This window comes from Mycobacterium sp. (assembly GCF_049278535.1).
In the GTDB taxonomy this organism is placed as follows: Bacteria; Actinomycetota; Actinomycetes; order Mycobacteriales; family Mycobacteriaceae; genus Mycobacterium.
Genome location: NZ_JBAPMI010000385.1, coordinates 12,449 through 32,432 on the forward strand (window position 1 = coordinate 12,449; position 19,984 = coordinate 32,432).

The following is a 19,984-nucleotide window of genomic DNA, read 5'->3' on the forward strand; positions in this document are numbered from 1 at the left end:
CTCGACGCGTTATTCGAGCCCGCGCCGGATCCCCGGCAGCCAGGTTCAGATGGCCCACGGGCCGACGCCGCCGACCTTCTCGATCGTGATGTGAGTCAGGTATCCGGGCGGCGAATCGGGCGGGGGGAAACCGGTGCCGGGGCCGAAGATCGTCGTGGCGATCTCGTCGAGCAGTTCGGGAGCGCCGCCTTCCCCGACGCGCGCGGTGCCCTTGATCGACAGATAGGGTGTCTGCGGCCCGCTGCGGTCGGTCGACACGATTGTCACCGCCACATGGGGATCGCGCCGGATGTTGCGGATCTTCTGATGCTCCTGCAGATGAGCGGTGACCAGCTCATCACCGCCGTCGGGCGTACTTTGCACCGTCACCCAAACCAAGCTGATTTGCGGGCTGCCATCGCGATTGATCGTGACAAGTGTTGCCGGGTTGGAACCGATCAGTTGGCGTGCGCTGTCGTTGAGTTTCATGATGCGACCGCATCTCCTTGGTAGCGAGCAGAACCCGATGTTCACTCTCTATCTGTTCGACGAACAACGCCGCCGCAATCCGACGGTGGGATTGGAAAAATCAGGAAACACGGCGCTAACAGGCAGGTGTGGTGCGCGCGACCGGTCGTTTGATCGAAGCGAAACATTTCACGACGGTTTCGGTTGAGCAAAGCTACGGCAGCGTACCCGTGATGTGAGGGCCGATATCGCCTGTTCGGCTATAGCGTTGGCAGCCATGGGCGGACTGGGCAGTTACGTGAAGCGCTGGCGCACAGTGCTTCACATAACTTTGCCGGCGTTGATAGTTGCCTTCCTTGGACTCGGCACGGCCCCGGCGGCTTATGCGGCTGCGGCCACGGCGACGTTGTCGGTGGAACATACGTGGCAGACCGGCTTCATCGCCCGCTTCGCTATCAGCAACGCGAGCGCGGTGCCGCTATCCGATTGGAAGCTTGAATTCGACTTGCCGGTCGGAGAATCCGTCTCGCACACGTGGAATAGCACCCTTACCCAATCGGGTACGCACTATGTTCTCACCCCAGCGAATTGGAATCGCGTCATTGCACCCGGCGGATCAGCCACAGGTGGTCTACGAGGCGTGCTGACCGGTTCCTATACGCCACCGTCGAATTGCTTGCTCAACAGGCAATATTTTTGCACCTAGAGACGACTGGGTACTGCCTCGTCTCGATAGCCGGGAGCTAGCTTTGCCAGTCGTTGGAGCCGTCGTGCCTGGAGTAGGTGCCGCCGCCGGAGTTGGTCACCACGATGGGATCACCGGCGTTGAAGTTGTCGAAGAACCATTTCGCGTTGGTCGGGCTGATATTGATGCAGCCATGACTGACGTCGCGCTTGCCTTGGTCATCCACTGACCATGGAGCGCTGTGGACGAAGTCGCCGCTGTCATCGAACCGGACGGCTAGCTCGACCGTGGTCTTGTATCCATACGCTGAGCCGACCGGAACGCCGTAGGTGGAGGAATCCATGACGACCGACGGCATCTTCTCCTGGACGTAGTAGGTGCCGTTCGGGGTTTGGTGGCCGCCGGATGTCATCCCCATCGACATCGGGATGGTCTTCTCCACGGCCCCGTTGCGGGTGACGGTCAGTTGGTGCGTGGCGTCGTCGGCCGTAGCCACCAGGGTGTCACCCGTTTGGAAGCTGGACACGGTGCCGCCCGCATCGACGGTCACCGCGGTATGCGCGGGCCAGAAGTTCAGGGGCCGCCAGCGCAGCTGCGTGGGCGTCATCCAGTAGAACTTGCCGGGAACCTCCGGGACCGAAGAGATGTGGACGGCGCCTTCGGCTGCACCGGCGTCGTCGACGAGCCCCGGGAAGTTGATGACGATCGGCTGGGCCACACCCACCGTCGACCCGTTGGCAGGAACGAGCCTCGGCGGACCGAATGGCGCCGCGCCGGGGAACGGCGCCGGGGCCGGACCCCCACCGGGATCTCCGGGAGCCGGATCCGCCCACGCGTGATCCGTACCCACCACCAGCAAGCAGCCCAATATCGAAGCCACGCCGGCTGACTTCAGCGCGGCGAAAATGCTTCCCCTCGTCCAGCCCGACATATGTCCCTCCGGTCACTTCGTCGAATCAGTCTCGCATAGCGCCCGGGCCGATCATTTCTTCTGTCGCGCCGTGACTCGCGAAAGCCAACGGCGGAACGACCCGAGGGCTGAAGGCAGGGTATCGCGGGGATGCGAAACCGCTTGTGAGAGAGATTATTGTGCGTCGTCACCGCGGCGAGTAACGTGAGCGCCCCAAGCGCAGGAAGTCCCAATTTAAGGGGAATACCGTGCGACAACCTGAGCTAACCAGCCTCATCGGCGTGCGAGACAGCGCTGGGGATCGACTCATTCTCGTACGCGTGGAGCGGCCCAACGGGACGCGCGGCTACATGCTGAGGGTCGGAACGGGGAAAGTGCTCCTGACCGCCGGCGATCTGGCCCGACTGAGCACCGTCATCCGATTCGAATTGCTCTCGGCGAACCAGATCCGATTCTTCGCGCAGGCGATCTGGGTACTGATCCTGTGCGCACTGGTGTGGCTCCTGGCATCTGCAGTCCCCGGGCCATTGTTTGCCTACCCCTGGTCGAACTGAATCCCGACCACATGGACATGGCTGACCTCGGCCTGACCGGCGCGGTCCGGCGGGTGCCCCGCCGTAACGCCACCGCGGGACGGATTCATAGAAGCCCAATTGTGGGGTAAGCTGCAGGCGAATGTGTTCTGCATTCGCGAAAGTAAACGAAAGAAGTACAGGAAATATGACGCAAGGAACCGTGAAATGGTTCAACGGCGAAAAGGGCTTCGGCTTCATCGCTCCCGACGACGGTAGTGCGGACGTCTTCGTCCACTACTCCGAGATTCAGGGCGGTGGCTACCGCTCACTGGAGGAGAACCAGCGGGTTCAGTTCGAGGTAGGACAGGGCGCCAAGGGCCCCCAGGCCACCGGAGTGACCGCAGTTTGATCTTTACGTAATCTGTGGGCCGGCAGGGGATTACCCTTGCCGGCCCACAGATCGTTTGTGGCGGTGTTGTGGCTCCTCGGCCTGATTGGCCCCGCCGTTCCAGCCATCTGGCAGCCGGCGCCGAGCGGCGGCTAAGCAGCCGACTGTCCCAGCCGACCCTGGGCGCGCCAAAGGCCACGCCGGCCGCGCCCCATTTGGGTATCGCGAGCCTCGCCCCCTTGATGGTCGGCTTGTCGGCGACCGCGACGGCGTATTTGGCGATACCAGCTTCCACACGCACTGTTGTGAAGTATTCCTGAACGTAAGTGTCAGGAAGGCGTCCGCATGTCCACTCCGTTATTGCCGCCCGGTTTCGACTTCACCGATCCCGACATCTACGTCCACAGATTGCCGGTGCAGGAACTGGCCGAGTTGCGTCGCTCCGCTCCGCTTTGGTGGGTTGAGCAGCCACCTGATGTGGGCGGTTTCGGCGACGGTGGTTACTGGGTGGTGAGTAAGCATCGCGACGTACGCGAAGTCTCACTCAGAAGTGACGTGTTCTCTTCCGCTAAAAAATCCGTGGTGCCGAGGTACAAGGTGACTGGCGGCGGGGGCCAGATCGAAGCCGGCCGAGCTTCGATGATCATGATGGACGACCCCGAACACGCTCGATTACGCCAAATTGTTTCTCGTGGATTCACTCCGCGGGCCATTGAGCGGCTGCGTGCCGAACTCAGGGAGCGAGCCCAGCGCATCGCCGTCGACGCGGCCGCAATGTCTTCCGGTGACTTCGTGACACAGGTCGCCCGAGAGTTGCCGCTTCAGGCCATAGCCGGCCTGCTCGGTGTACCCCAAGAGGACCGCGAAAAGCTGTTTGATTGGAGCAACCAGATGATCGGCGACGAGGATCCGGAGTTCGCTGAATACGATTCGCTGGGGTCCGCCGCTGAATTGATCTGGTACTCCATGCAATTGGCGGCAGCACGCAAGGGCGAAGAGCACGGTGACGACATCGTCGGCACCCTGATCGACGCCGACGCCGATGGTCAGCTCACCGACGCGGAGTTCGGGATGTTCGTCGTCACCCTCGCCGTCGCCGGCAACGAGACGACACGGCAATCGATTACGCAAGGCATGATGGCCTTCACCGATTTTCCGGAGCAATGGGAACTGTTCAAGCGAGCGCGCCCTGCCACTACGGCCGACGAGATCATTCGCTGGGCCTCGCCGATAAACGCCTTTCAGCGCACCGCGCTCGCTGACACCGAACTCGGCGGCGTACCGATCAAAAAAGGCCAGCGGTTGGTGTTGTTCTACCGCTCCGCCAACTTCGACGAAGAGGTCTTCGACCGCCCCTTCGACTTCGATATCCTGCGAAGCCCCAATCCCCATCTCGGGTTCGGCGGCACCGGTGCCCACTATTGCGTCGGCGCTAACCTCGCGAGGATGACCATCGATCTGATGCTCAACGCGATCGCCGACCACCTTCCAGACCTCACCTCCCGGGGCGAACCCGAGCGCCTGCGGTCAAGCATGATCAACGGAATCAAGCATTGGCAGGTCGACTACACCGGAGGGTCTACGACCTCACGGATGTAGGTTCCACTGGCCGCAATCCTGGGCCAGGACGTCGCTGACGTCGACTTCTAGCCCGCCGACCACCGGGCCTGGATTTGATGCGGTGCTCACTATGCGTTGGTAGAGAACTGCGGCGGGGTCGACCTGACCGTGCGACCAGGATCGCGTCTGCCAAGCCCACCGTTTGCCAGGCGTGCGTGAATTCCCGATGACGCCATCGGCGGCGGCCCACTGGCAGGTATTGATTCCCCCGTACACGCCGGTGCGCTGCACCCCAAGCACCGAGTTGATTCCGCGAAACCACTGCAGCGCAACACTATTCCACGTTTCGCGGTTGATGTCGTCGTCGACGGTGAAGAAGACCGGCGCACTCTGGCCGCCGCCTGCCGCGGTATGCAGTTGCCAGGCCGTGCGAGCGTCCGAGACGCCACCGGCAAACCCACGGGTGAAGTCCGAAGGTGCTGTGCTGCCCGGCTTCCCGTATTGGTAGTTGCTGACGATCGCCAGTCCAGCGGCGGTCAGCGACTGGGCGTAGGGCCGGGTAATCGGCTTGGCGCCAAAGGACGAGCCGGGACGCGATAGCGAGACGTAGTTGACCACTCCGGAGTGGCCCGCGGCCCGGATGTCCTGGGCCGGAATCTGGCGCATCGCGAAGTCGATCAGCGTAGGAGCGGCGGCCGCCGCCGTGGGGGCGCCGACGCTTATTGAGGCCGCACCCAAGCCGGCCAGCGCCGACGCAGCGGCGGCATACCGCATTGCGTCACGCCGAGAAACCGGGCGTGATCGCCGGAGGCTGCTAGTCCCCGACAAGTCCTGCATCGCGTGATGTTAACAATGTGACTGCTGTTAACGGTGTAGCCCACGCTGGCCGAGGTGGCGCCAAAAGCCGCCAACCAACTGCGCACTCGGGCCCACTAGCGGCCACTGCATTTTCATGGCACCGCCACCCACGTCTTTTCAACAGCTAGATACCATGCCGCGTGAGCGTTGAGCGTCCAGTGGGATTTCACTCTGTTACACCCCGCATCGTCGTGAGCGACGCCGAGGCAGCGGTCGAGTTCCTCCGCGATGTCTTCGAAGCCGAGGGCAAACTGGCTGACGGCCGTCCAGCCGAAATGCGGATCGGTGACTCTCTTGTCATGGTCAGCTCAGCCGGCGAGCGCGAGGTGTTTCCGGCTTTCCTCTACGTCTATGTCGAGAATGCGGACCGGGTCTATGGTCGCGCCCTCGCGGCCGGCGCGGTATCCATCGAAGCACCGTTCGACACCCCGTATGGCGACCGGCGAGCCATGGTGCGCGACCCATTCGGCAACGTCTTCCAGCTCGCACACCGAACGACCGACCCAGCGGGACCCCACTGATCCCAGGTCTTTCCGGATATCGTGCATTTGTGCGGCTCAGCCAGGGGGAACGCGAAAGGGTATTCGCGACAGTGGCAGACGAGCGACGGTCGATCGCCATGATGGTCGACGGTCTTGCTGCCGATCAATTGGCAACAGCGAGTCTGTGCAGTGGGTGGGATGTCAAAACGGTTGCTGCGCATCTGGTTAGCGATTTTGCCGATGGTTTCTGGGGCTTTATGGTCAGTGGCCTTCGGCACGGCAGCATTGATCGCGGAATCGACGCACTTGCCCGTCGCCGGGCCCAAGCCCCCGCCGGAGAGATCGCCGAGATGCTGCGCCGTCACGCTGACTACAGGCTGAGCCCGCCGGTGACGGGTCCGGTAGCAGGCCTCACCGATGTGTTGGTCCACGGTGCCGACATGCGGATACCGTTGGGACTCGAGCATCGACCAGATCCCCAGCATGTCGCCCAGGTTATTGACTTTCTCACGGGCCCAACGCAATTCGGATTCTTCTCGCGTCGACGTCTGCGCGGCATCGCGTTGCACGATGACGACACCGGCCGAACATGGGGCGACGGCGATCCGATTCGCGGACCGGGCCTGGCGTTGATGCTGGCCATCTGCGGACGCAAAGTCGCCTTCGACCGTCTTGATGGCTCTGGACTCGCTGTGCTGCAGGACCGCCTGACCTGACTGCGGGCGGGCGACTGGGTTGGTGTGGCCCTTCGTTACGGTGCATTGCGTGGCCAACGTGAGCCGAATGTGGGCCAGCCCGTTATTCACCAAGACGGTGAGTCAGTAGTGCGGTACTGAAGCGATTTCGGCGGTCGCGCGAGACACTGTCGTTAGCCCTTCGACAAGGTCGGGCCCTCAGCAACGGGAGCGGAAATGTTGATCGCGATTGTCAACCAGTCGACTTTGGTGTCGAACAAGGACGCCGCCACCATGACCGAGGCGATCGCTTCTCAGGTCCGTTTAGATGTTGCCCCGCTTTGGGATCGGGCACCTGCCGCGGTGATCTTCTACACAGACCCCAAAAATGTACCCGCGGCGGCGCATGGCATTGCTTTGGTCGACACGATCAAAGATCAACCCAAGGGTGTGCTCGGGTACCACACCGAGGACCCGGGCGGGAAATTGTGGGGCGTGGTCGCGGCCCAGCCGGAGCTCGACAATGGGGGCAAGGCGACGACGGGGGATTGGAGCGTCTCCAGCGTGCTATCGCACGAAGTGCTCGAAATGTACATCGATCCCAACTGCAACCTGTGGGCCAACGACGGCCACGGCAAGGCGTACAGCTTCGAGGTGTGCGACCCGGTCGAGGCACCGACCTATGTGGTCAAAGGCGTCTCGGTCTCCAACTTCGTGACGCCTGCGTGGTTCGACCCGCTCTCGGATCACACCACCGCGCAGTACGACAAGCTGGGCAAACTGCACGCCCCGTTCAGCATGCTCAAAGGCGGCTACGTCGTATACGAGGCCGCCGGGGCCGAGCATCAGCAGTTCGGCGCCGAATTCCCGGCCTGGCGCAAGAAAATGAAGTCGGGAAAGCTGGCCCGCACCCAACACCGGCTCGAGCAGACCAAGGCGCTGTTCGCGCCGGCAACCGTATGAGCTGAGGATCCCGCTACCCGTTGCTGCCCGACGCGAAAACGCTGCTCCACGAGGGCGACACCGGAACCGTCGACTTGTCGGACGGCGTATGGCGCAACGAGACGACCGGGAACTCGGGTTCGGTACCGCGCTTGCCCGATCCACGGCGTGTGACGGTGGCCTGTACTTCCATGCAGACCGCAGCGCGCGATACGGTCGACATTCCGAAGACACTCCAGTCGTACATCGCGGAGGTGAACGGTGCGCCAGCGATCAATCGACGATGCGGTCGGCGCGAGCACGGGCATCGATTGGTCGATCTGCATTCGAGATGCCGCCGGTCATGAATTAGCCTGCCGCAACGCCGATCGTTCGATGAACACCGCGAGCGTCGGCAAGCTTCTGCTACTCGTCGAGGTCGCACGACAATGCGGCGAGGGCGATCTGGACGGCTCGACTTTGCTGAACCGGGATCCAGAGCTCCTGGTCGCCGATTCGGGGATCTGGCAGCACCTTCACGTCGAGGAGTTACCCGTTCATGATCTCTGCGTGTTGATCGCCAGCGTCAGCGACAATGTTGCGACGAATGTCCTGCTCCAGCTCGTCGGATTGCAAACGCTCCGCAACCTTTCCGAAGCGCTCGGTCTCGAGCATACGGCGCTACTCGATTACGTCCGGGATCACCGCGGGCCAGATGACCCGCCGACCCTGTCTACCGGTTCCGCATCAGAGTTATCGCGTGTGATGAGTCAGTTGTCCCGTCAAGAGCTGGTATCGGCAACGGTGTCCGAACAGGTGAACGCGTGGCTGGCAACAGGCGTCGACCTGTCCATGGTCGTGTCGGCGTTCGGTCTCGACCCGTTGGCGCATGCGACGTCGGATCGAAAGTTCTTCATTCGTAATAAAACTGGTGCTGATGCCGGGGTTCGAGCCGACGTCGGGACGGTTGGGACAGACACCACCGGCTTCTCCTACGCGGTGATCGCCAATTGGGATACCTCCGGACCTGATCGACGTGACGCGGCGCTCGCAGGAATGCAGGCCATCGGCGCGACACTGAGGACCATGCTCGAAAGTGGTGAAACATATTGCGCCACTGATTTTTAACGGCCGCAGAGATCTCCGACAAGAAGAAGATAGGCATCCCACTCGACTGAAAGGCCGGGCGAGGGATCACTGAAGGCGCAGCGTTATTCCCGCGTCGCTGAACACGTCTTGTATCGCATCGAATAATGTTCGCTCCCCGCGGCTAACGTCTTCGAGGTAGTGCCGCGATAACGCGCTGTGTTGCCATTCGAATTCGTATGGCCGATGTTCGGGGGTACCGAACCCGCCCCTGAGGCAATCAGCCAACGCGTCGAGATTACGCCCGAAGTATCCGCCCGGTCCGTTGACGGCAGAGCCGATCTCGCGGTAGAAGTCGTTGGCGGAGCGGATCTTTCGGCCGTCGATGTGATAGGTCACGGGCAGGTTCTGGGTGGGCTCTCGTGTCATCGTTGCTTTCCTGCGTCAGTGACCAGACAGAATGAGTCGTAGTGGTTGCCCGTGTAGAAGTACTGGCTCGGATCGGCCAATGGTGTTCCGCCGGTGACGATGCGGCGCATGGAGCGGTCTCGGGCGCGCGGAGTGATCACCGTGTACTCGTGGTAGTAGCCCCCGTGCTGCTTAGGCAGATGGCCCTCGCGGTTGGTGAACACCGCACCGTCACTGTGCGGAAAAGGAAAAGGGCCGCCCGCGTGGATGCGCTTCACGGTGTCGACCACCTCGCGCGGCAGGGTGGCTATCGGACATGTGGTCTCGCCGGCTTCGCCGGCCGTCGTTGGCGCCGGTTCGGGATGATGACTGCGCGACAGCAGCCATCCGCCGAAGATGACGATGAGTGCACACAGCGCGACAAATGCCAGCCTGCGTCGACCCACCTGCGCTCCTTGCTTCGCGGTTCGCTCAATTACAGCCCTGACACGCGAAATGAGAACCTACAGTGACAGGTTCTCCAGCTTCTGTGTACAACAGATTGCCGACGACCTCCACGCCCATCTGAACGCCAGGGGCGTCACGTTGCTGGATGTCGGGACCATGGTCAACGCCGCACACGGGACAGGATGCCGACGACATCCGCTCAGCCTGGTTCGGGTGGGGTGGTCCAGACCAGTTCGGTGATGTCGGTGACGCCGATCAGCAGGATCTCGTCGCTGGCACGCAAGAACAGCGTCTCGGATATCACGCTGCGCACCGGGAAGCCTTCGACATGGAGCCAGTCGACGATTACGTTGCTGGCCGCACGCAGTGCGGTGACACAATCACGTGGCGGAGTCGCTGAATGCCCGGCCAGCAGCGCGGGAAGCGGTAGTCCGGTCAACATGACGTTGTCGGGATGGTGGCCGAGCATGGTCGCGAAAGCTGGGTTGACGTAGACGACGACGCCGTCGAGTCCAGTGGCGAGCATGGGCACAGGCAAGCGATCCAGCAGTACTATCCCGGGCAGCGCGCGGAGGTATTCTTCCGGGCTGCTGGGTGACGGCCGGCGGCGCCTTTCGCCCCTGAGTAGGCCCGAGTCCAGGGATTGGTCGTGACCATTGGTTTCCGTGTTGGCGGGTTCGGTCTGTTTCGTTCGCTGCGCAAAAGAATCAGGTGAAATACTCAATGGCGATCCCGGAGTGTAGTGAGCCGCCGTGAATGTCGAGTCGCGGCGCGGGACGCCTGGAGTTCTGCGGTGGTCTCGCAACGGCGGAACTCGTACCCGACCAGCTTGATTTGCCAGCCGTCCTGAAAATACGCCATGCGACGCGGTTAGGGGGGCGGTCGTGATTAATTCTGCGGTCGACTGGGTTAACACTTATGCAGCCGAGGGTGGCTATGGAGCGCAGGTCGGACGCCGGTTTTGGCGCTTCCGACGAAGTGACACCATGGTCGGGTGGGCTCAACATTCAGCGACTCCAAAGATGACCTCAAGCGCCGTGCGCAGGACGCCATGGAGCAGCAGAGCGCCGAGGGTGGGTGGACGCTACGCGAGAAAGTGGCGCTGACGTGCCGCGTACTGTTCGACGGCGGACACGACTCGGGACTGGCCGGCCAGATCACCGCGCGGGCCGAGCAACCCGGCACCTTTTACACCCAGCGACTCGGCCTGGGATTCGACGAGATCACCGCCGCCAACTTGCTCCTGGTGGATGAGGATCTCAATGTCTTGTCCGGAGACGGAATGGCCAACCCGGCCAACCGCTTTCACTCGTGGATCTATCGCGCCCGCCCTGACGTGCAATGCATCGTGCACACCCATGCGCTTCACGTCGCGGCGCTGTCGATGCTCGAAGTGCCGCTGGTGGTCTCCCACATGGACCTCACGCCGCTCTACGACGACTGTGCCTTCCTGGCCGACTGGCCCGGTGTGCCGGTAGGCAATGAAGAGGGCGAGACCATCAGTGCTGCGCTGGGCCAAAAGAAGGCAGTGCTGCTGGCCCACCACGGACACGTGATCGCCGGGGCCAGCGTCGAAGAGGCTTGCTCGCTGGCGGTCCTGATCGAACGCGGCGCGAAACTACAACTGGCCGCAATGGCCGCCGGCACCATCGCCCCGCTGCCGGAAAAACTGGCTCGCGAAGCCCATGACTGGACCCTGACCCCGCAACGCAGCCAGGCCAACTTCGCTTATTACGCCCGGCGCGCACTCGCACGCCACCCCGACGCCCTTTCCGACTAGCGCCCACTCCGAGGAGATTCTGTGACAGCCACGCCGGCCATCCACGGCATCATCGCCTACCCGATCACACCCTTCGGGTCGGATGGCGGTGTGGACACCGCAACGCTGGCCGCGCTCATCGAAAAGCAGGTCACCGCAGGGGTTCATGCCATCGCTCCGCTCGGCAGCACCGGCGAGGCTGCGTACCTCACCGAAACCGAATTCGACAGCGTCGTGGATACCACCGTCAGCACTGTTGACCATCGAGTCCCGGTGATCGTGGGCGCCTCGGACTTGACCACTGCCAACACCGTTCGCCGCGCACGCTACGCCCAAACCGCCGGCGCGGACGCCGTGATGATCCTGCCGGTGTCGTACTGGAAACTGTCCGAGCGCGAGATCGCCCAGCACTATGCGACAGTCGCTGCCGCACTGGATATTCCGGTCATGGCTTACAACAATCCGGCCACCAGTGGCATCGACATGAGTCCCGAGCTGCTCGTCCAAATGTTCACCGAGATCGACAATTTCACGATGGTCAAAGAATCCACCGGCGACCTCGAGCGCATGCTGCGCATCAAAGAGCTCACCGGAGACACCCTGCCGTTCTACAACGGCAGCAATCCGCTCATTCTCGACGCGCTCACCGCCGGCGCGAGCGGCTGGTGCACGGCCGCCCCGAACCTACGGCCACAACCGTGCCTGGACCTCTTTGCGGCGACTCAGTCGGCGGACTATGACGCCGCCAAAGCGATCTACGACGAACTGGCACCGCTCCTGCGCTTCATCGTCGCGCGCGGCCTGCCCGCCACCGTCAAGGCAGGCCTCAACCTGTTGGGCACGAACGTCGGAGATCCACGCCGACCTCTGCTACCTCTGGACGCGGCCGCACTCGACGAAATGCGCTCTCTGCTCGTCGATTAGCTCTTATGCGCCCATCGCGGTGACACCGAGCCGTTCGCAGATAGCGAAAACCTCTTCGAAGATGGAGCCGGGAATCGTATAGGGATCGGTGGCAGTGACCTCCGAGAGGTGGGCGATGATGTCGTCGGCGCTCGGCTGGCTGTCGGGTTCGGCGAGCCAACCCTCGCCGAGTCCGACGAACACGCGGGCGAACCTCCCGCCGCAGGCCGAATAGTTCTGGTGCGTCAACTCGCAGGCGCGACTGGCCAGAAATACCACGATCGGCACGACGAATTCAGGTTTGATGACCTTGGTGAAGCCGATCTCTTCGAGGGCTTTCGGATCACCAATGGTTTCGGTAACCATCCGCGAAAAACCAAAGGGCAGAACGGTGTTGGACTTGATACCATGCTCGGCGCCTTCGATCGAGATCACATTGGAAAGGCCGACCAGCCCAGCTTTGGCGGCGGCGTAATGAGCCTCCGACGGCTGACCGAACATCCCGCCCGACGACGAGATGAACACGAACCGCCCATAGCCTTGCCGTTTCATCGCCCGGTAGGCCGGCTGGCTGAGGTGGAATCCACCATCGAGGTGGACCCGCAGCATGCGCGTCCAATCGTCATGAGTGAGTTGGTCGAACGGGACGCTGTTGAAAATGCCGGCATTACTGACAACCGCGTCGAGGCGACCGAACGCTTCTAACGCAGTGTTGACGATGGCCTCGCCACCTTCGGGGGTGTCGACCGAATGATGCGAAGCCACAGCCTTGCCGCCGGCATCTTCGATTTCCCTCACGACGGCGTCGGCGACACCGGCATCTTCGCCGTCTCCGTGCATGCTCCCGCCCAGGTCGTTGACTACCACCAACGCGCCCCGCTTCGCCAACTCCAAGGCGTACAGGCGGCCCAGGCCCCGGCCGCCTCCGGTGATGACCGTGACCTGCTCCTTGAAGTCGATCATGGTGAACTCCCCTCATGAAAGCGTTCACAGTTTCCTAAAACAAGGCTGCCGTGGAAACGAACATTTGGTTATTCGGACCGCGCTGAACGGCTTGTCCTTCGCTGTCAGCGTCTCCGACCGGGTGAGACTGATGCGGCCCTATATAAGATCAGACCAAATTATTGGTCCACTTGCAAGTCCGCGCGAGGTTTCTTTCGGCCGGTAACTCAGGTGAAGCGGACGCCCAGCGTGGCCATGCCAAATATCTTCTTGCCACCGGATTTTGCGGTGACAATCACGACACCGGAGCGCGTCTCGGGGTCCAAAGACTTGATTTTGCCACCGAACTCGATATCGCAGCCCTCTTTGGCCGACACGATTGCGGGGGCCGACAGCCGCACCGCGTAACGCGTGACGGCACCCGGGTCGCCTGTCCAGGTGGAGGCGAACCCGGCGCCCAGACCCATCGTCAGCATGCCGTGAGCGATCACGTCGGGCAGGCTGGCCAGCTTGGCGATGTCCTCGTCCCAGTGAATCGGATTCGCGTCGCCGGCCACGCCGGCATAGTTCACCAGGTCGCCGCGGGTCAGCCTGGCGTGCAGCACCGGCAACTCCTCGCCGACCTTCACGTCATCGAACGATGCCGTCCCCGGCGTGCGGGTGAGGCCTCCGTCGGCGATCCGAATCTCGCCACCGGGGCGCACCGTCTTGTGGTAGTCGTCTTCGCCGATTCCGAAGATGTCCACGTCGTGCATCATCGCGTTCTGCACAGCGGTCTTGATCGCCGGATCGACATCCGCGGCGGTGACGCCGACGACGGTGGTGTGCAAGGTGTGCACCCGCTCGCCCGCCGCGTCGGTGAAGGTGTTGGTCACCGTGATCAAGTCTCGGCCGGCCATCCTGCGCACCGACGTCAGCTCGACGTCAACCTTGAGTTCGTCGCCCGCCACGATCGGGCGGTGCTGCTCGAATAATTCTTCGGTCTGCATGTAGGTGTCGTAGCCGACGACGACCTGTTCGAACATCCGGCGATTGCAGGTCATGCCGGGCGTCGACGTGAATGTCAATGGCGCGACCAGGTCCGGATAACCCAGGTCAACGGCGGCGGCGACGTCCCAATGGGCGGGGTGGTAGTCCTGCACGGCGCGGGCGTACTCGCGTAGCTTTTCGCGGCCGACGAGGTACGTGCCGTCCATCTCGTAGTGATGGCCAATCCGCGCTTCGAGTACCGACGAATCTGCTGGTGCAGTCATGAATTTGCTCTGCTTTTCTGCCGGCTTGTTCACTGAAGCCGACCAAAAGACACTAACGCCGCGGCCAGAGCAGCCATACAGCGCGTGCCCTGGTCAGCCCAGGCCATCGAACGTCGCGTGGGCGGAGGCCCGGCTGATGTCGATCCGGGCGACTCTCCCGTCTCTGGTGGTGACGTCGATGACTGCGAGTAGGTGGCCGCCGGGCGCAATGATGTAGGCCGGCCGACCGTCGACGAGCATCGTTGTGCTGGCGCGGATTCGGTCGGCAAACAACCTTGTCTCCTCGGCGACTGCGGAGGCGCCGGTGACGACGGTTGGTGTACCGGGAGGGACGAGAGCCGGGTCGGCGGTGCGCACGCAGTCTTCGGTCATCAGGGCGAGCATTCGTCCGATGTCGCCGCCGGCAGCCGCGGTGAGGAACGCATCGACGACGGCGCTGTCGATGCCGGTCGTTGCGGGCGCGGGTTCGGTCTGCTCGATTCGTATGCGTGCCCGGCTGGCGTGCTTCTTCGCGTTGCCAGGCGTGGTGTCGAGGGTCTTTGCCACCTCGTCGAACGGGATATCGAACAGGTCGTGCAGCACGTACGCGACGCGTTGGGAAGGCGTCAACAGCTCGAGAACCACCATCAACGCGCGGGAAACGTTCTCACGCCGCAGATAGTGCTCGTCTGCCGCAAGCGTTTCAGCGGGTATCGCGTGCGCGAGCAGCGGCTCCTCGCGGCGACGGTTCCGCATGCGTAACTGGTCGAGGCACACGCGGGTGAGCACGGTGGTCAACCACGCGGCCGGATTACGCAGGCCGTCGGTGTCCGCGGTCGATGCCTTGATCCAGGTGCTCTGCACGGCGTCTTCGGCATCGTGGACGGATCCCAGCAGTCGGAACGCCAACCCGGTCAGTTGGGGCCGGGCCGCTTCGAACTCCGCAACTGGTACCACCAGATGTCACCTTCCCGGGTCGCGAGACGTCGGACAGACGAGACCACCAATCTCACATCCGACAGTCCACCACCGAGAGGAGACACCCGCCGATGAACATCCAGACGGCCCTATTCAGCGCCACGGTCGTGTGCATCGTGGCAAACGTATCCGTCGCTGTCACCGACTATGCCCGGGCGGGGTTCGTGTTGAAGAACTCCGCCGAGGTGCACGTGCCGGAGAGCGCCCTGCCCTACCTCGCGACGCTGAAACTGGCCGGCGCTCTCGGGCTCGTCGTCGGGATTACCGCCATACCGTGGCTCGGCGTCGCCGCCGGAGTTGGCCTGATCCTTTTCTTCATCGGTGCCCTCGTCGCCCACCTCCGAGCCCGCGTGTTCTACAACATCGCTTTTCCCGGCCTGTACCTGATCCTCGCGACAGCGTCTGCCGCCTACATGATTCGGGTTGCGGCCTAGTGGTGCGCGGCGCGGGCCAGGTCGATGGCGTACTGGTTCACGAAGTGGCCCGGCCCCGGGTCACCGCGGCCGCATGCTCCGTCGGAGTCGCCGGGACGCTTGACCCATAGGTAGGCGTCGGCATGCGCCCCCGCAGTCGCCGTTGTGGGCGGGACGCCGAGCGCCCGGCCCGCGGGATTGCACCAATTGAGCGGGGCGTCGGGAGCCGGTCCGGCGCCGTTGCGCGAGGTGTCGACGACGTAGTGCGCACCTTTGGTGAGCCCGGAAACCGCTTCGCCGTAGCCGATTTCCTCCTCGGTGGTGAAGAAATTCGACGTGTTGAGGCTGAAACCTCGCGCGTGTTCAACACCGGCTTGGTTGAGCCTGGCCGAGATTTCTTCGGCGGTCTTCCAACGTGAGTGCCCGGCGTCGACGTACACAGCCGCGCCGGGATCGCGGGTCAGTGTGTCGACGGCATACCGGATCAGACCGAAGCGCTCGTCGCGTTGGCCAGCCGACAGGCAGTCGGCCATATCGAGCGCATCGGGTTCGACGATGACTGCCACCGGCGAGGCCCCCACAGCGCCTGCGATGCCGTCGATCCACTGGCGGTACTCCGCGGCCGTCGCGAATCCACCCGCTGCGAAGCTCCCGCAGTCGCGATGTGGAATTGCATACAGCGCCAGCGTCGGCATGCTGCCGGCGGCTTGCGCCCCGTTGACGTACCCGGCGACTGCGGCGGAAGTAACCCCCGGGTCGACCCAGTGCGCCTGCGGCGTGTTGGCGATCGCGTCGAGTTCGGGACTCGGCGGATTGGCGCGATGCGCGGCGGCCATGGCCGGCGACGTGGGATCCACGTAGAAGGCATGCCCGGCGAGCGGGTTGGCGGCATCGACCAGGCGCACCGCCGGGGCGGGACCGGTTTGTAGTGAGGCGGCGGCAAAAGTCACGCCGACGACGGTCAGGAACGGAACGAGCCACCGAGCAACTGCGCCAACAACTGAGGACATCACCTGAGGAAAATTAGCGTCCCGTCTCCGGGCGCGCCAATCCGGGCATTGTTTTCGCGGCGGCCTGACAGAGAATCAACGCGTGACCAACCGCATCCAAGCGCTCCTCGGCGTCGAGTACCCCGTCGTCCAGGCGCCGATGACATACATCGCCAGGGCTGAACTTGCCGCCGCCGTCTCCGCCGGTGGCGGCATGGGCATGATCGAGACCCTGACCCCCGAAGGGCGCGCTGACCTGCGCAGGGTGCGCGAACTCACCGACCGCCCGGTCGCGGCCAACCTGATGATCCAGGGCTGGAAGCGGGACCCGTCGATCGTCGACGAGCTCATCGACGCCGACGTTCGCCACGTCTTCACCTCCGCCGGTGATCCAGCCTTGTTCACGACCCGGCTGCACGAAGCGGGTATGACGGTCGTCCACGTCGTCGGTTCGGTGAAGGGCGCGATGAAGGCGATGGATGCGGGCGTCGACGCGCTGGTGGTCGAGGGAGTGGAGGGAGGCGGGTTCAAGTCGGCGCTGGGCGCATCGACATTGGTCTTGCTTCCGCTGGTCGCCGATCGGGTCGATATTCCAATCATCGCGGCTGGAGGCATCTGCGACGCTCGGTCCGCGGCGGCCGCCGTCGTTCTCGGTGCCGAGGGTGTGCAGATGGGCACCCGAATGCTGGCCAGCCACGAAGCCGCTGTGCACGCGAAATTCAAGAACGAAATCATCGCCGCCGGCGATGACGGCACCGTGATGCTGGACCTGCCTGGCAACCCGACAATGCGGGTGCTACGAATCGGACTCGCGGCTCGCGTCGCCGCGGGCGATCCCGAGGTCGAGCTGCTGGGCCGGATCACCGATCTCTACTTCAAAGGTGACTTCGACGCCAGCGTCGCCAATACCGGCCAGGTTTCCTCGCGGATCATCGATCTCCAACCGGCCGCACAGATCGTCAAACAGACGTGGTTGGAAATCGAAACTGCGTTGAGCGAGAGTCGATCTCGGCTCGGCGACGGAGGCCGGCCGACTTTGTAAGCGGCCATCCCGGTATGCCAGGTAACTGAAAACTGCGAGCGCCCGCGCGTCGGTGCGCCGTTTCCCGAAGTTTATGTCTAAGATCCGCTCAGGCTACATCTGAGCTTTTTGAGGAGCACCTTGCGCGTAAAGGTCGCCGCCGCCGCATGTTTGGTCGGTCTCGTCGCTCTGGTGGCCGCTCCCGCTGCTGCGTCGCCGGTCGTCTCGCCCGCGGCGGTCCTCGCCTATCCGAGCGCTCAGCGTGAGACAGGAATGTACGGCGACCCGGCGGCCGCCGCGCCGTACTGGCGCGAGCAACACGCTTCTGATTGCGGGGAAATGGCGGTGGCCGATGTGGTTGGCCAGATTACCCGCCGCGAGCCAACCGAGCAGCAGATCACCGCTTTGGCCGAAAGCGCCCCGAGCACGGCGCATCCCGGGCCGATTTGGAAGCCACCTGGAACCACCGACATCCGAGACCTGCCGGTGCTGCTGCGGCACTACGGGATTAGCGCCGATAACATCCAGACCAATACCCACGCCCTCACCGAGATGCTGGGGGCACACCGCAAGATCATCGTGATACTCAGTGCGGAGACAATCTGGAACCGGCCCGGGAAGCCGAAGTCTGCAAATCATTTCGTAGTTGTGACCGGCATCGACAGCAGATCCGGCGTAGTGCATCTGAACGACAGCGCCATTAAAACCGGCCGCGACGAGCAGGTTCCCATCGCCACCTTCGAGCGGGCGTGGGCCCCGAACTACGACTCGGCAGTAGTGACCCGATAGCGCAACGTGCCTGCTTGCAAGGTATTTCGATGACGGCTGGGGTCAGCCGACCTTGTGAGCGGCGAACCACTCGAGCAATAGGTCGGCCAGCTTGTCTGGCTGTTCATCGGGTATCCAGTGCGAAACGCCGGGCAGGATCTCGAACCGGTACTCCCCGGTGACGTATCGGGCGGTGTTGTGAGCGGCTTTGGGCATCAACGCGATGTCCTGGTCGCTCCACACGTAAAGTGTTGGCACAGAGATATTTTGGTTGATCGCACGCGGATTGGTCAGCGGCAACGCTCGGTACCAGTTGAGCGCGGCCGTCAGTGCGCCGGGTTCGTTCATGGCGTGTGCATCGCGCTCGGCTGCAGCCGCGGTCAGGCCGGCCTGCCGCAGCGATTTGGACAGCATGGCGCCGTTGCGGCGCAGCATCGACCACTCGGGGACGCGCGGCAACTGAAAGGCGTACATGTACCAGGACGCCAGGCCCTGACGGCTGTTGGCGAACGATTTGATGAATGCGGCGGGGTGCGGCACGGATACCGGCGAGACAGTTGCCAGCCGCTCCGGCATTTCCGCCGCGGCGGCCCACGCGACCGCGGCGCCCCAGTCGTGTCCAACCAGGTGCACCTGCCGCGCACCGCTGGCATCAATCAGTGCGCCCAGATCGGCGACGAGTTCGGGCATGCGGTAGTCGCGACGACGGGGTGGTCTGGCGCCCGCTGAATAGCCTCGTTGGTTGGGCGCCAGGCAACGGTAGCCCTCAGCGGTGAGCCGGTCGATGACGGCGTCCCAGCTGTCGTTGTGTTGTGGGAAGCCGTGCAACAGCACCACGACTGGTCCGTCGGCCGGCCCGACGTCGCGGACATCGAAGGTCAGATCATTGCGGCGGAAATGCTCCATCCGCCAAGCATGTCGCATCGGAAAATCTCAGGCGCCCGCGCCTGCTGTTCGCGCCCGGAGGAGCTGCACACCAGGGCCGCTGAGCTTGTCGACGTATGCCGCACGACCAGCCATGCTCATGACCAGGGCGAGCGTCGATCCGGTGACCAGCGAGCCGCTACCGGCGCTGAACGGCCCGTCGTCTGCCCGCAACTCGAGGTCGGCGACGTGGCTACGACTGGGCACGGTGAAGTTGCGGTGGGCGAAGAATTCAGCGACCGGCGTCAGAGCGTCGAGGCTCGGTGTTCGCGTCAGCCCCAGTGGCTGACGAATGTCTTGGGCGTGCACCACGACCTCGCCGAGGTAGGCCGGGATATGAGCTGAGGGCGCGGTGGTGCGGTCGACGATGGCGCGGAACCGATCGAGCGTCTCGGCGGGTGTGCTGCCACGGTGCTCGGGCAGCCGGCGCTGATTGTGCACGGCGGGGCGGAAACGCGCGCCGGCCATGCTGCGCAACCACTTCCACTGGTTCAGGCTCGCCGTGGCGGTCAGGTGCGCGACGACTTCCTCGACGTCCCATTTCCCGCACAACGTCCCGTGGCGCCACTGCTCGTCGCTGAGCCCGGCAAGGTCCTGCGCCAGCGCGGCGCGCTCGGCGTGCGCCAGCGCCCATAAGTGATCGTGTTCGGGCTTAGCCATGTCGTCCTACTCCG

At 63.5% G+C, this 19,984-nt stretch carries 26 protein-coding genes; 13 read left to right on the plus strand and 13 right to left on the minus strand.

Annotated features, from left to right (window positions below):
* Positions 1–45: 45 nt before the first annotated feature.
* The gene (locus WAO18_RS24930; RefSeq protein WP_422208895.1) at positions 46–468 is read right to left on the minus strand and encodes a PPOX class F420-dependent oxidoreductase; all 423 of its coding nucleotides are present in this window, start codon (positions 466–468) and stop codon (positions 46–48) included.
* A gap of 256 nt (positions 469–724) precedes the next feature.
* On the opposite strand from WAO18_RS24930, the gene WAO18_RS24935 reads away from it, so the two are divergent.
* Entirely contained in the window at positions 725–1,153 is a 429-nt protein-coding gene (locus tag WAO18_RS24935) for a cellulose-binding domain-containing protein (RefSeq protein WP_422208896.1), read from the plus strand.
* A 37-nt stretch (positions 1,154–1,190) separates the two neighbouring features.
* On the opposite strand, the gene WAO18_RS24940 is transcribed toward WAO18_RS24935, so the two are convergent.
* The gene (locus WAO18_RS24940; protein WP_422208897.1) at positions 1,191–2,063 is read right to left on the minus strand and encodes a L,D-transpeptidase; all 873 of its coding nucleotides are present in this window, start codon (positions 2,061–2,063) and stop codon (positions 1,191–1,193) included.
* Between the two features lie 260 nt (positions 2,064–2,323).
* On the opposite strand from WAO18_RS24940, the gene WAO18_RS24945 reads away from it, so the two are divergent.
* The 3 genes from WAO18_RS24945 (at position 2,324) to WAO18_RS24955 (ending at position 4,544) form a co-directional block, all read left to right on the plus strand.
* On the plus strand, positions 2,324–2,596 hold the full coding sequence (locus WAO18_RS24945) for a hypothetical protein (RefSeq protein WP_422208898.1): 273 nt from the start codon (positions 2,324–2,326) through the stop codon (positions 2,594–2,596).
* Positions 2,597–2,762: 166 nt separating this feature from the next.
* On the plus strand, positions 2,763–2,966 hold the full coding sequence (locus WAO18_RS24950) for a cold-shock protein (RefSeq protein WP_009952110.1): 204 nt from the start codon (positions 2,763–2,765) through the stop codon (positions 2,964–2,966).
* A 324-nt stretch (positions 2,967–3,290) separates the two neighbouring features.
* Positions 3,291–4,544, plus strand: a complete 1,254-nt coding sequence (locus tag WAO18_RS24955; RefSeq protein ID WP_422208899.1) for a cytochrome P450 — start codon at positions 3,291–3,293, stop codon at positions 4,542–4,544.
* Here WAO18_RS24955 and WAO18_RS24960 read toward each other — a convergent pair.
* Positions 4,533–5,342: a DUF1906 domain-containing protein gene (locus tag WAO18_RS24960; RefSeq protein WP_422208900.1), complete on the minus strand. Its 810-nt coding sequence runs from the start codon at positions 5,340–5,342 to the stop codon at positions 4,533–4,535. The two genes, WAO18_RS24955 and WAO18_RS24960, sit on opposite strands and share 12 nt — an antisense overlap.
* Positions 5,343–5,554: 212 nt before the next feature.
* Here WAO18_RS24960 and WAO18_RS24965 point away from each other — a divergent pair, with 212 nt between their 5' ends.
* From WAO18_RS24965 to WAO18_RS24975, 3 genes are all read left to right on the plus strand, one after another.
* On the plus strand, positions 5,555–5,884 hold the full coding sequence (locus WAO18_RS24965; protein ID WP_422208901.1) for a VOC family protein: 330 nt from the start codon (positions 5,555–5,557) through the stop codon (positions 5,882–5,884).
* A gap of 29 nt (positions 5,885–5,913) precedes the next feature.
* A complete protein-coding gene (locus WAO18_RS24970; protein ID WP_422208902.1) occupies positions 5,914–6,561 on the plus strand; it encodes a maleylpyruvate isomerase family mycothiol-dependent enzyme in 648 nt (215 codons plus the stop codon).
* A 195-nt stretch (positions 6,562–6,756) separates the two neighbouring features.
* On the plus strand, positions 6,757–7,482 hold the full coding sequence (locus WAO18_RS24975; RefSeq protein WP_422208903.1) for a hypothetical protein: 726 nt from the start codon (positions 6,757–6,759) through the stop codon (positions 7,480–7,482).
* A gap of 13 nt (positions 7,483–7,495) precedes the next feature.
* Here the strand turns inward: WAO18_RS24975 and WAO18_RS24980 are convergent, their stop codons facing one another.
* Positions 7,496–7,684, minus strand: coding sequence for a hypothetical protein (locus tag WAO18_RS24980; protein WP_422208904.1), 189 nt, complete (start codon positions 7,682–7,684; stop codon positions 7,496–7,498).
* Between the two features lie 38 nt (positions 7,685–7,722).
* Here WAO18_RS24980 and WAO18_RS24985 point away from each other — a divergent pair, with 38 nt between their 5' ends.
* Entirely contained in the window at positions 7,723–8,568 is an 846-nt protein-coding gene (locus tag WAO18_RS24985) for a serine hydrolase (protein WP_422208905.1), read from the plus strand.
* A 66-nt stretch (positions 8,569–8,634) separates the two neighbouring features.
* On the opposite strand, the gene WAO18_RS24990 is transcribed toward WAO18_RS24985, so the two are convergent.
* The 3 genes from WAO18_RS24990 to WAO18_RS25000 all read right to left on the minus strand — a co-directional run bounded on the left by WAO18_RS24990 (position 8,635) and on the right by WAO18_RS25000 (position 10,297).
* Entirely contained in the window at positions 8,635–8,955 is a 321-nt protein-coding gene (locus WAO18_RS24990) for a barstar family protein (protein WP_422208906.1), read from the minus strand.
* Positions 8,952–9,380 (minus strand): ribonuclease domain-containing protein, encoded by a 429-nt coding sequence (locus WAO18_RS24995; protein WP_422208907.1) that lies wholly within the window; start codon positions 9,378–9,380, stop codon positions 8,952–8,954. The genes WAO18_RS24990 and WAO18_RS24995 overlap by 4 nt, the downstream gene beginning before the upstream one ends.
* A 200-nt stretch (positions 9,381–9,580) precedes the next feature.
* The gene (locus tag WAO18_RS25000; RefSeq protein WP_422208908.1) at positions 9,581–10,297 is read right to left on the minus strand and encodes a PAS domain-containing protein; all 717 of its coding nucleotides are present in this window, start codon (positions 10,295–10,297) and stop codon (positions 9,581–9,583) included.
* 78 nt (positions 10,298–10,375) lie between these two features.
* On the opposite strand from WAO18_RS25000, the gene WAO18_RS25005 reads away from it, so the two are divergent.
* Together WAO18_RS25005 and WAO18_RS25010 are read left to right on the plus strand one after the other, a co-directional pair.
* Positions 10,376–11,161, plus strand: coding sequence for an aldolase (locus tag WAO18_RS25005; protein ID WP_422208909.1), 786 nt, complete (start codon positions 10,376–10,378; stop codon positions 11,159–11,161).
* A gap of 21 nt (positions 11,162–11,182) precedes the next feature.
* On the plus strand, positions 11,183–12,064 hold the full coding sequence (locus WAO18_RS25010; protein ID WP_422208910.1) for a dihydrodipicolinate synthase family protein: 882 nt from the start codon (positions 11,183–11,185) through the stop codon (positions 12,062–12,064).
* A 3-nt stretch (positions 12,065–12,067) separates the two neighbouring features.
* Here the strand turns inward: WAO18_RS25010 and WAO18_RS25015 are convergent, their stop codons facing one another.
* The 3 genes from WAO18_RS25015 to WAO18_RS25025 form a co-directional block, all read right to left on the minus strand.
* Positions 12,068–13,006, minus strand: coding sequence for an SDR family NAD(P)-dependent oxidoreductase (locus WAO18_RS25015; RefSeq protein WP_422208911.1), 939 nt, complete (start codon positions 13,004–13,006; stop codon positions 12,068–12,070).
* A 206-nt stretch (positions 13,007–13,212) separates the two neighbouring features.
* Entirely contained in the window at positions 13,213–14,238 is a 1,026-nt protein-coding gene (locus WAO18_RS25020) for a fused (3R)-hydroxyacyl-ACP dehydratase subunits HadA/HadB (protein ID WP_422208912.1), read from the minus strand.
* A gap of 93 nt (positions 14,239–14,331) precedes the next feature.
* Entirely contained in the window at positions 14,332–15,174 is an 843-nt protein-coding gene (locus WAO18_RS25025; RefSeq protein ID WP_422208913.1) for a sigma-70 family RNA polymerase sigma factor, read from the minus strand.
* A 92-nt stretch (positions 15,175–15,266) separates the two neighbouring features.
* Here WAO18_RS25025 and WAO18_RS25030 point away from each other — a divergent pair, with 92 nt between their 5' ends.
* Positions 15,267–15,629, plus strand: a complete 363-nt coding sequence (locus tag WAO18_RS25030) for a DoxX family protein (RefSeq protein ID WP_422208914.1) — start codon at positions 15,267–15,269, stop codon at positions 15,627–15,629.
* Here the strand turns inward: WAO18_RS25030 and WAO18_RS25035 are convergent.
* Positions 15,626–16,621, minus strand: coding sequence for a glycoside hydrolase family 6 protein (locus WAO18_RS25035; RefSeq protein WP_422208915.1), 996 nt, complete (start codon positions 16,619–16,621; stop codon positions 15,626–15,628). The two genes, WAO18_RS25030 and WAO18_RS25035, sit on opposite strands and share 4 nt — an antisense overlap.
* Before the next feature lie 79 nt (positions 16,622–16,700).
* Between WAO18_RS25035 and WAO18_RS25040 the strand changes: the two genes are divergently transcribed.
* Together WAO18_RS25040 and WAO18_RS25045 are read left to right on the plus strand one after the other, a co-directional pair.
* Positions 16,701–17,639 carry an NAD(P)H-dependent flavin oxidoreductase gene (locus WAO18_RS25040; RefSeq protein ID WP_422208916.1) on the plus strand — a complete coding sequence of 313 codons (939 nt, stop codon included), beginning with the start codon at positions 16,701–16,703 and terminating at the stop codon, positions 17,637–17,639.
* A 120-nt stretch (positions 17,640–17,759) separates the two neighbouring features.
* A complete protein-coding gene (locus WAO18_RS25045; RefSeq protein ID WP_422208917.1) occupies positions 17,760–18,407 on the plus strand; it encodes a hypothetical protein in 648 nt (215 codons plus the stop codon).
* 42 nt (positions 18,408–18,449) lie between these two features.
* Here the strand turns inward: WAO18_RS25045 and WAO18_RS25050 are convergent, their stop codons facing one another.
* Entirely contained in the window at positions 18,450–19,292 is an 843-nt protein-coding gene (locus WAO18_RS25050) for an alpha/beta fold hydrolase (RefSeq protein ID WP_422208918.1), read from the minus strand.
* Between the two features lie 27 nt (positions 19,293–19,319).
* A complete protein-coding gene (locus WAO18_RS25055) occupies positions 19,320–19,970 on the minus strand; it encodes a maleylpyruvate isomerase family mycothiol-dependent enzyme (RefSeq protein ID WP_422208919.1) in 651 nt (216 codons plus the stop codon).
* Positions 19,971–19,984: the final 14 nt, after the last annotated feature.

Coding starts and splice junctions, on each gene's coding strand:
- WAO18_RS25055 (WP_422208919.1), bottom strand. CDS start 19,970: ATGGCTAAGCCCGAACACGATCACTTATGGGCGCTGGCGCACGCCGAG.
- WAO18_RS24930 (WP_422208895.1), bottom strand. CDS start 468: ATGAAACTCAACGACAGCGCACGCCAACTGATCGGTTCCAACCCGGCA.
- WAO18_RS25050 (WP_422208918.1), bottom strand. CDS start 19,292: ATGGAGCATTTCCGCCGCAATGATCTGACCTTCGATGTCCGCGACGTC.
- WAO18_RS25030 (WP_422208914.1), top strand. CDS start 15,267: ATGAACATCCAGACGGCCCTATTCAGCGCCACGGTCGTGTGCATCGTG.
- WAO18_RS24955 (WP_422208899.1), top strand. CDS start 3,291: ATGTCCACTCCGTTATTGCCGCCCGGTTTCGACTTCACCGATCCCGAC.
- WAO18_RS25020 (WP_422208912.1), bottom strand. CDS start 14,238: ATGACTGCACCAGCAGATTCGTCGGTACTCGAAGCGCGGATTGGCCAT.
- WAO18_RS24935 (WP_422208896.1), top strand. CDS start 725: ATGGGCGGACTGGGCAGTTACGTGAAGCGCTGGCGCACAGTGCTTCAC.
- WAO18_RS24990 (WP_422208906.1), bottom strand. CDS start 8,955: ATGACACGAGAGCCCACCCAGAACCTGCCCGTGACCTATCACATCGAC.
- WAO18_RS24940 (WP_422208897.1), bottom strand. CDS start 2,063: ATGTCGGGCTGGACGAGGGGAAGCATTTTCGCCGCGCTGAAGTCAGCC.
- WAO18_RS24980 (WP_422208904.1), bottom strand. CDS start 7,684: ATGTCGACCGTATCGCGCGCTGCGGTCTGCATGGAAGTACAGGCCACC.
- WAO18_RS24960 (WP_422208900.1), bottom strand. CDS start 5,342: ATGCAGGACTTGTCGGGGACTAGCAGCCTCCGGCGATCACGCCCGGTT.
- WAO18_RS24975 (WP_422208903.1), top strand. CDS start 6,757: ATGTTGATCGCGATTGTCAACCAGTCGACTTTGGTGTCGAACAAGGAC.
- WAO18_RS24950 (WP_009952110.1), top strand. CDS start 2,763: ATGACGCAAGGAACCGTGAAATGGTTCAACGGCGAAAAGGGCTTCGGC.
- WAO18_RS25015 (WP_422208911.1), bottom strand. CDS start 13,006: ATGATCGACTTCAAGGAGCAGGTCACGGTCATCACCGGAGGCGGCCGG.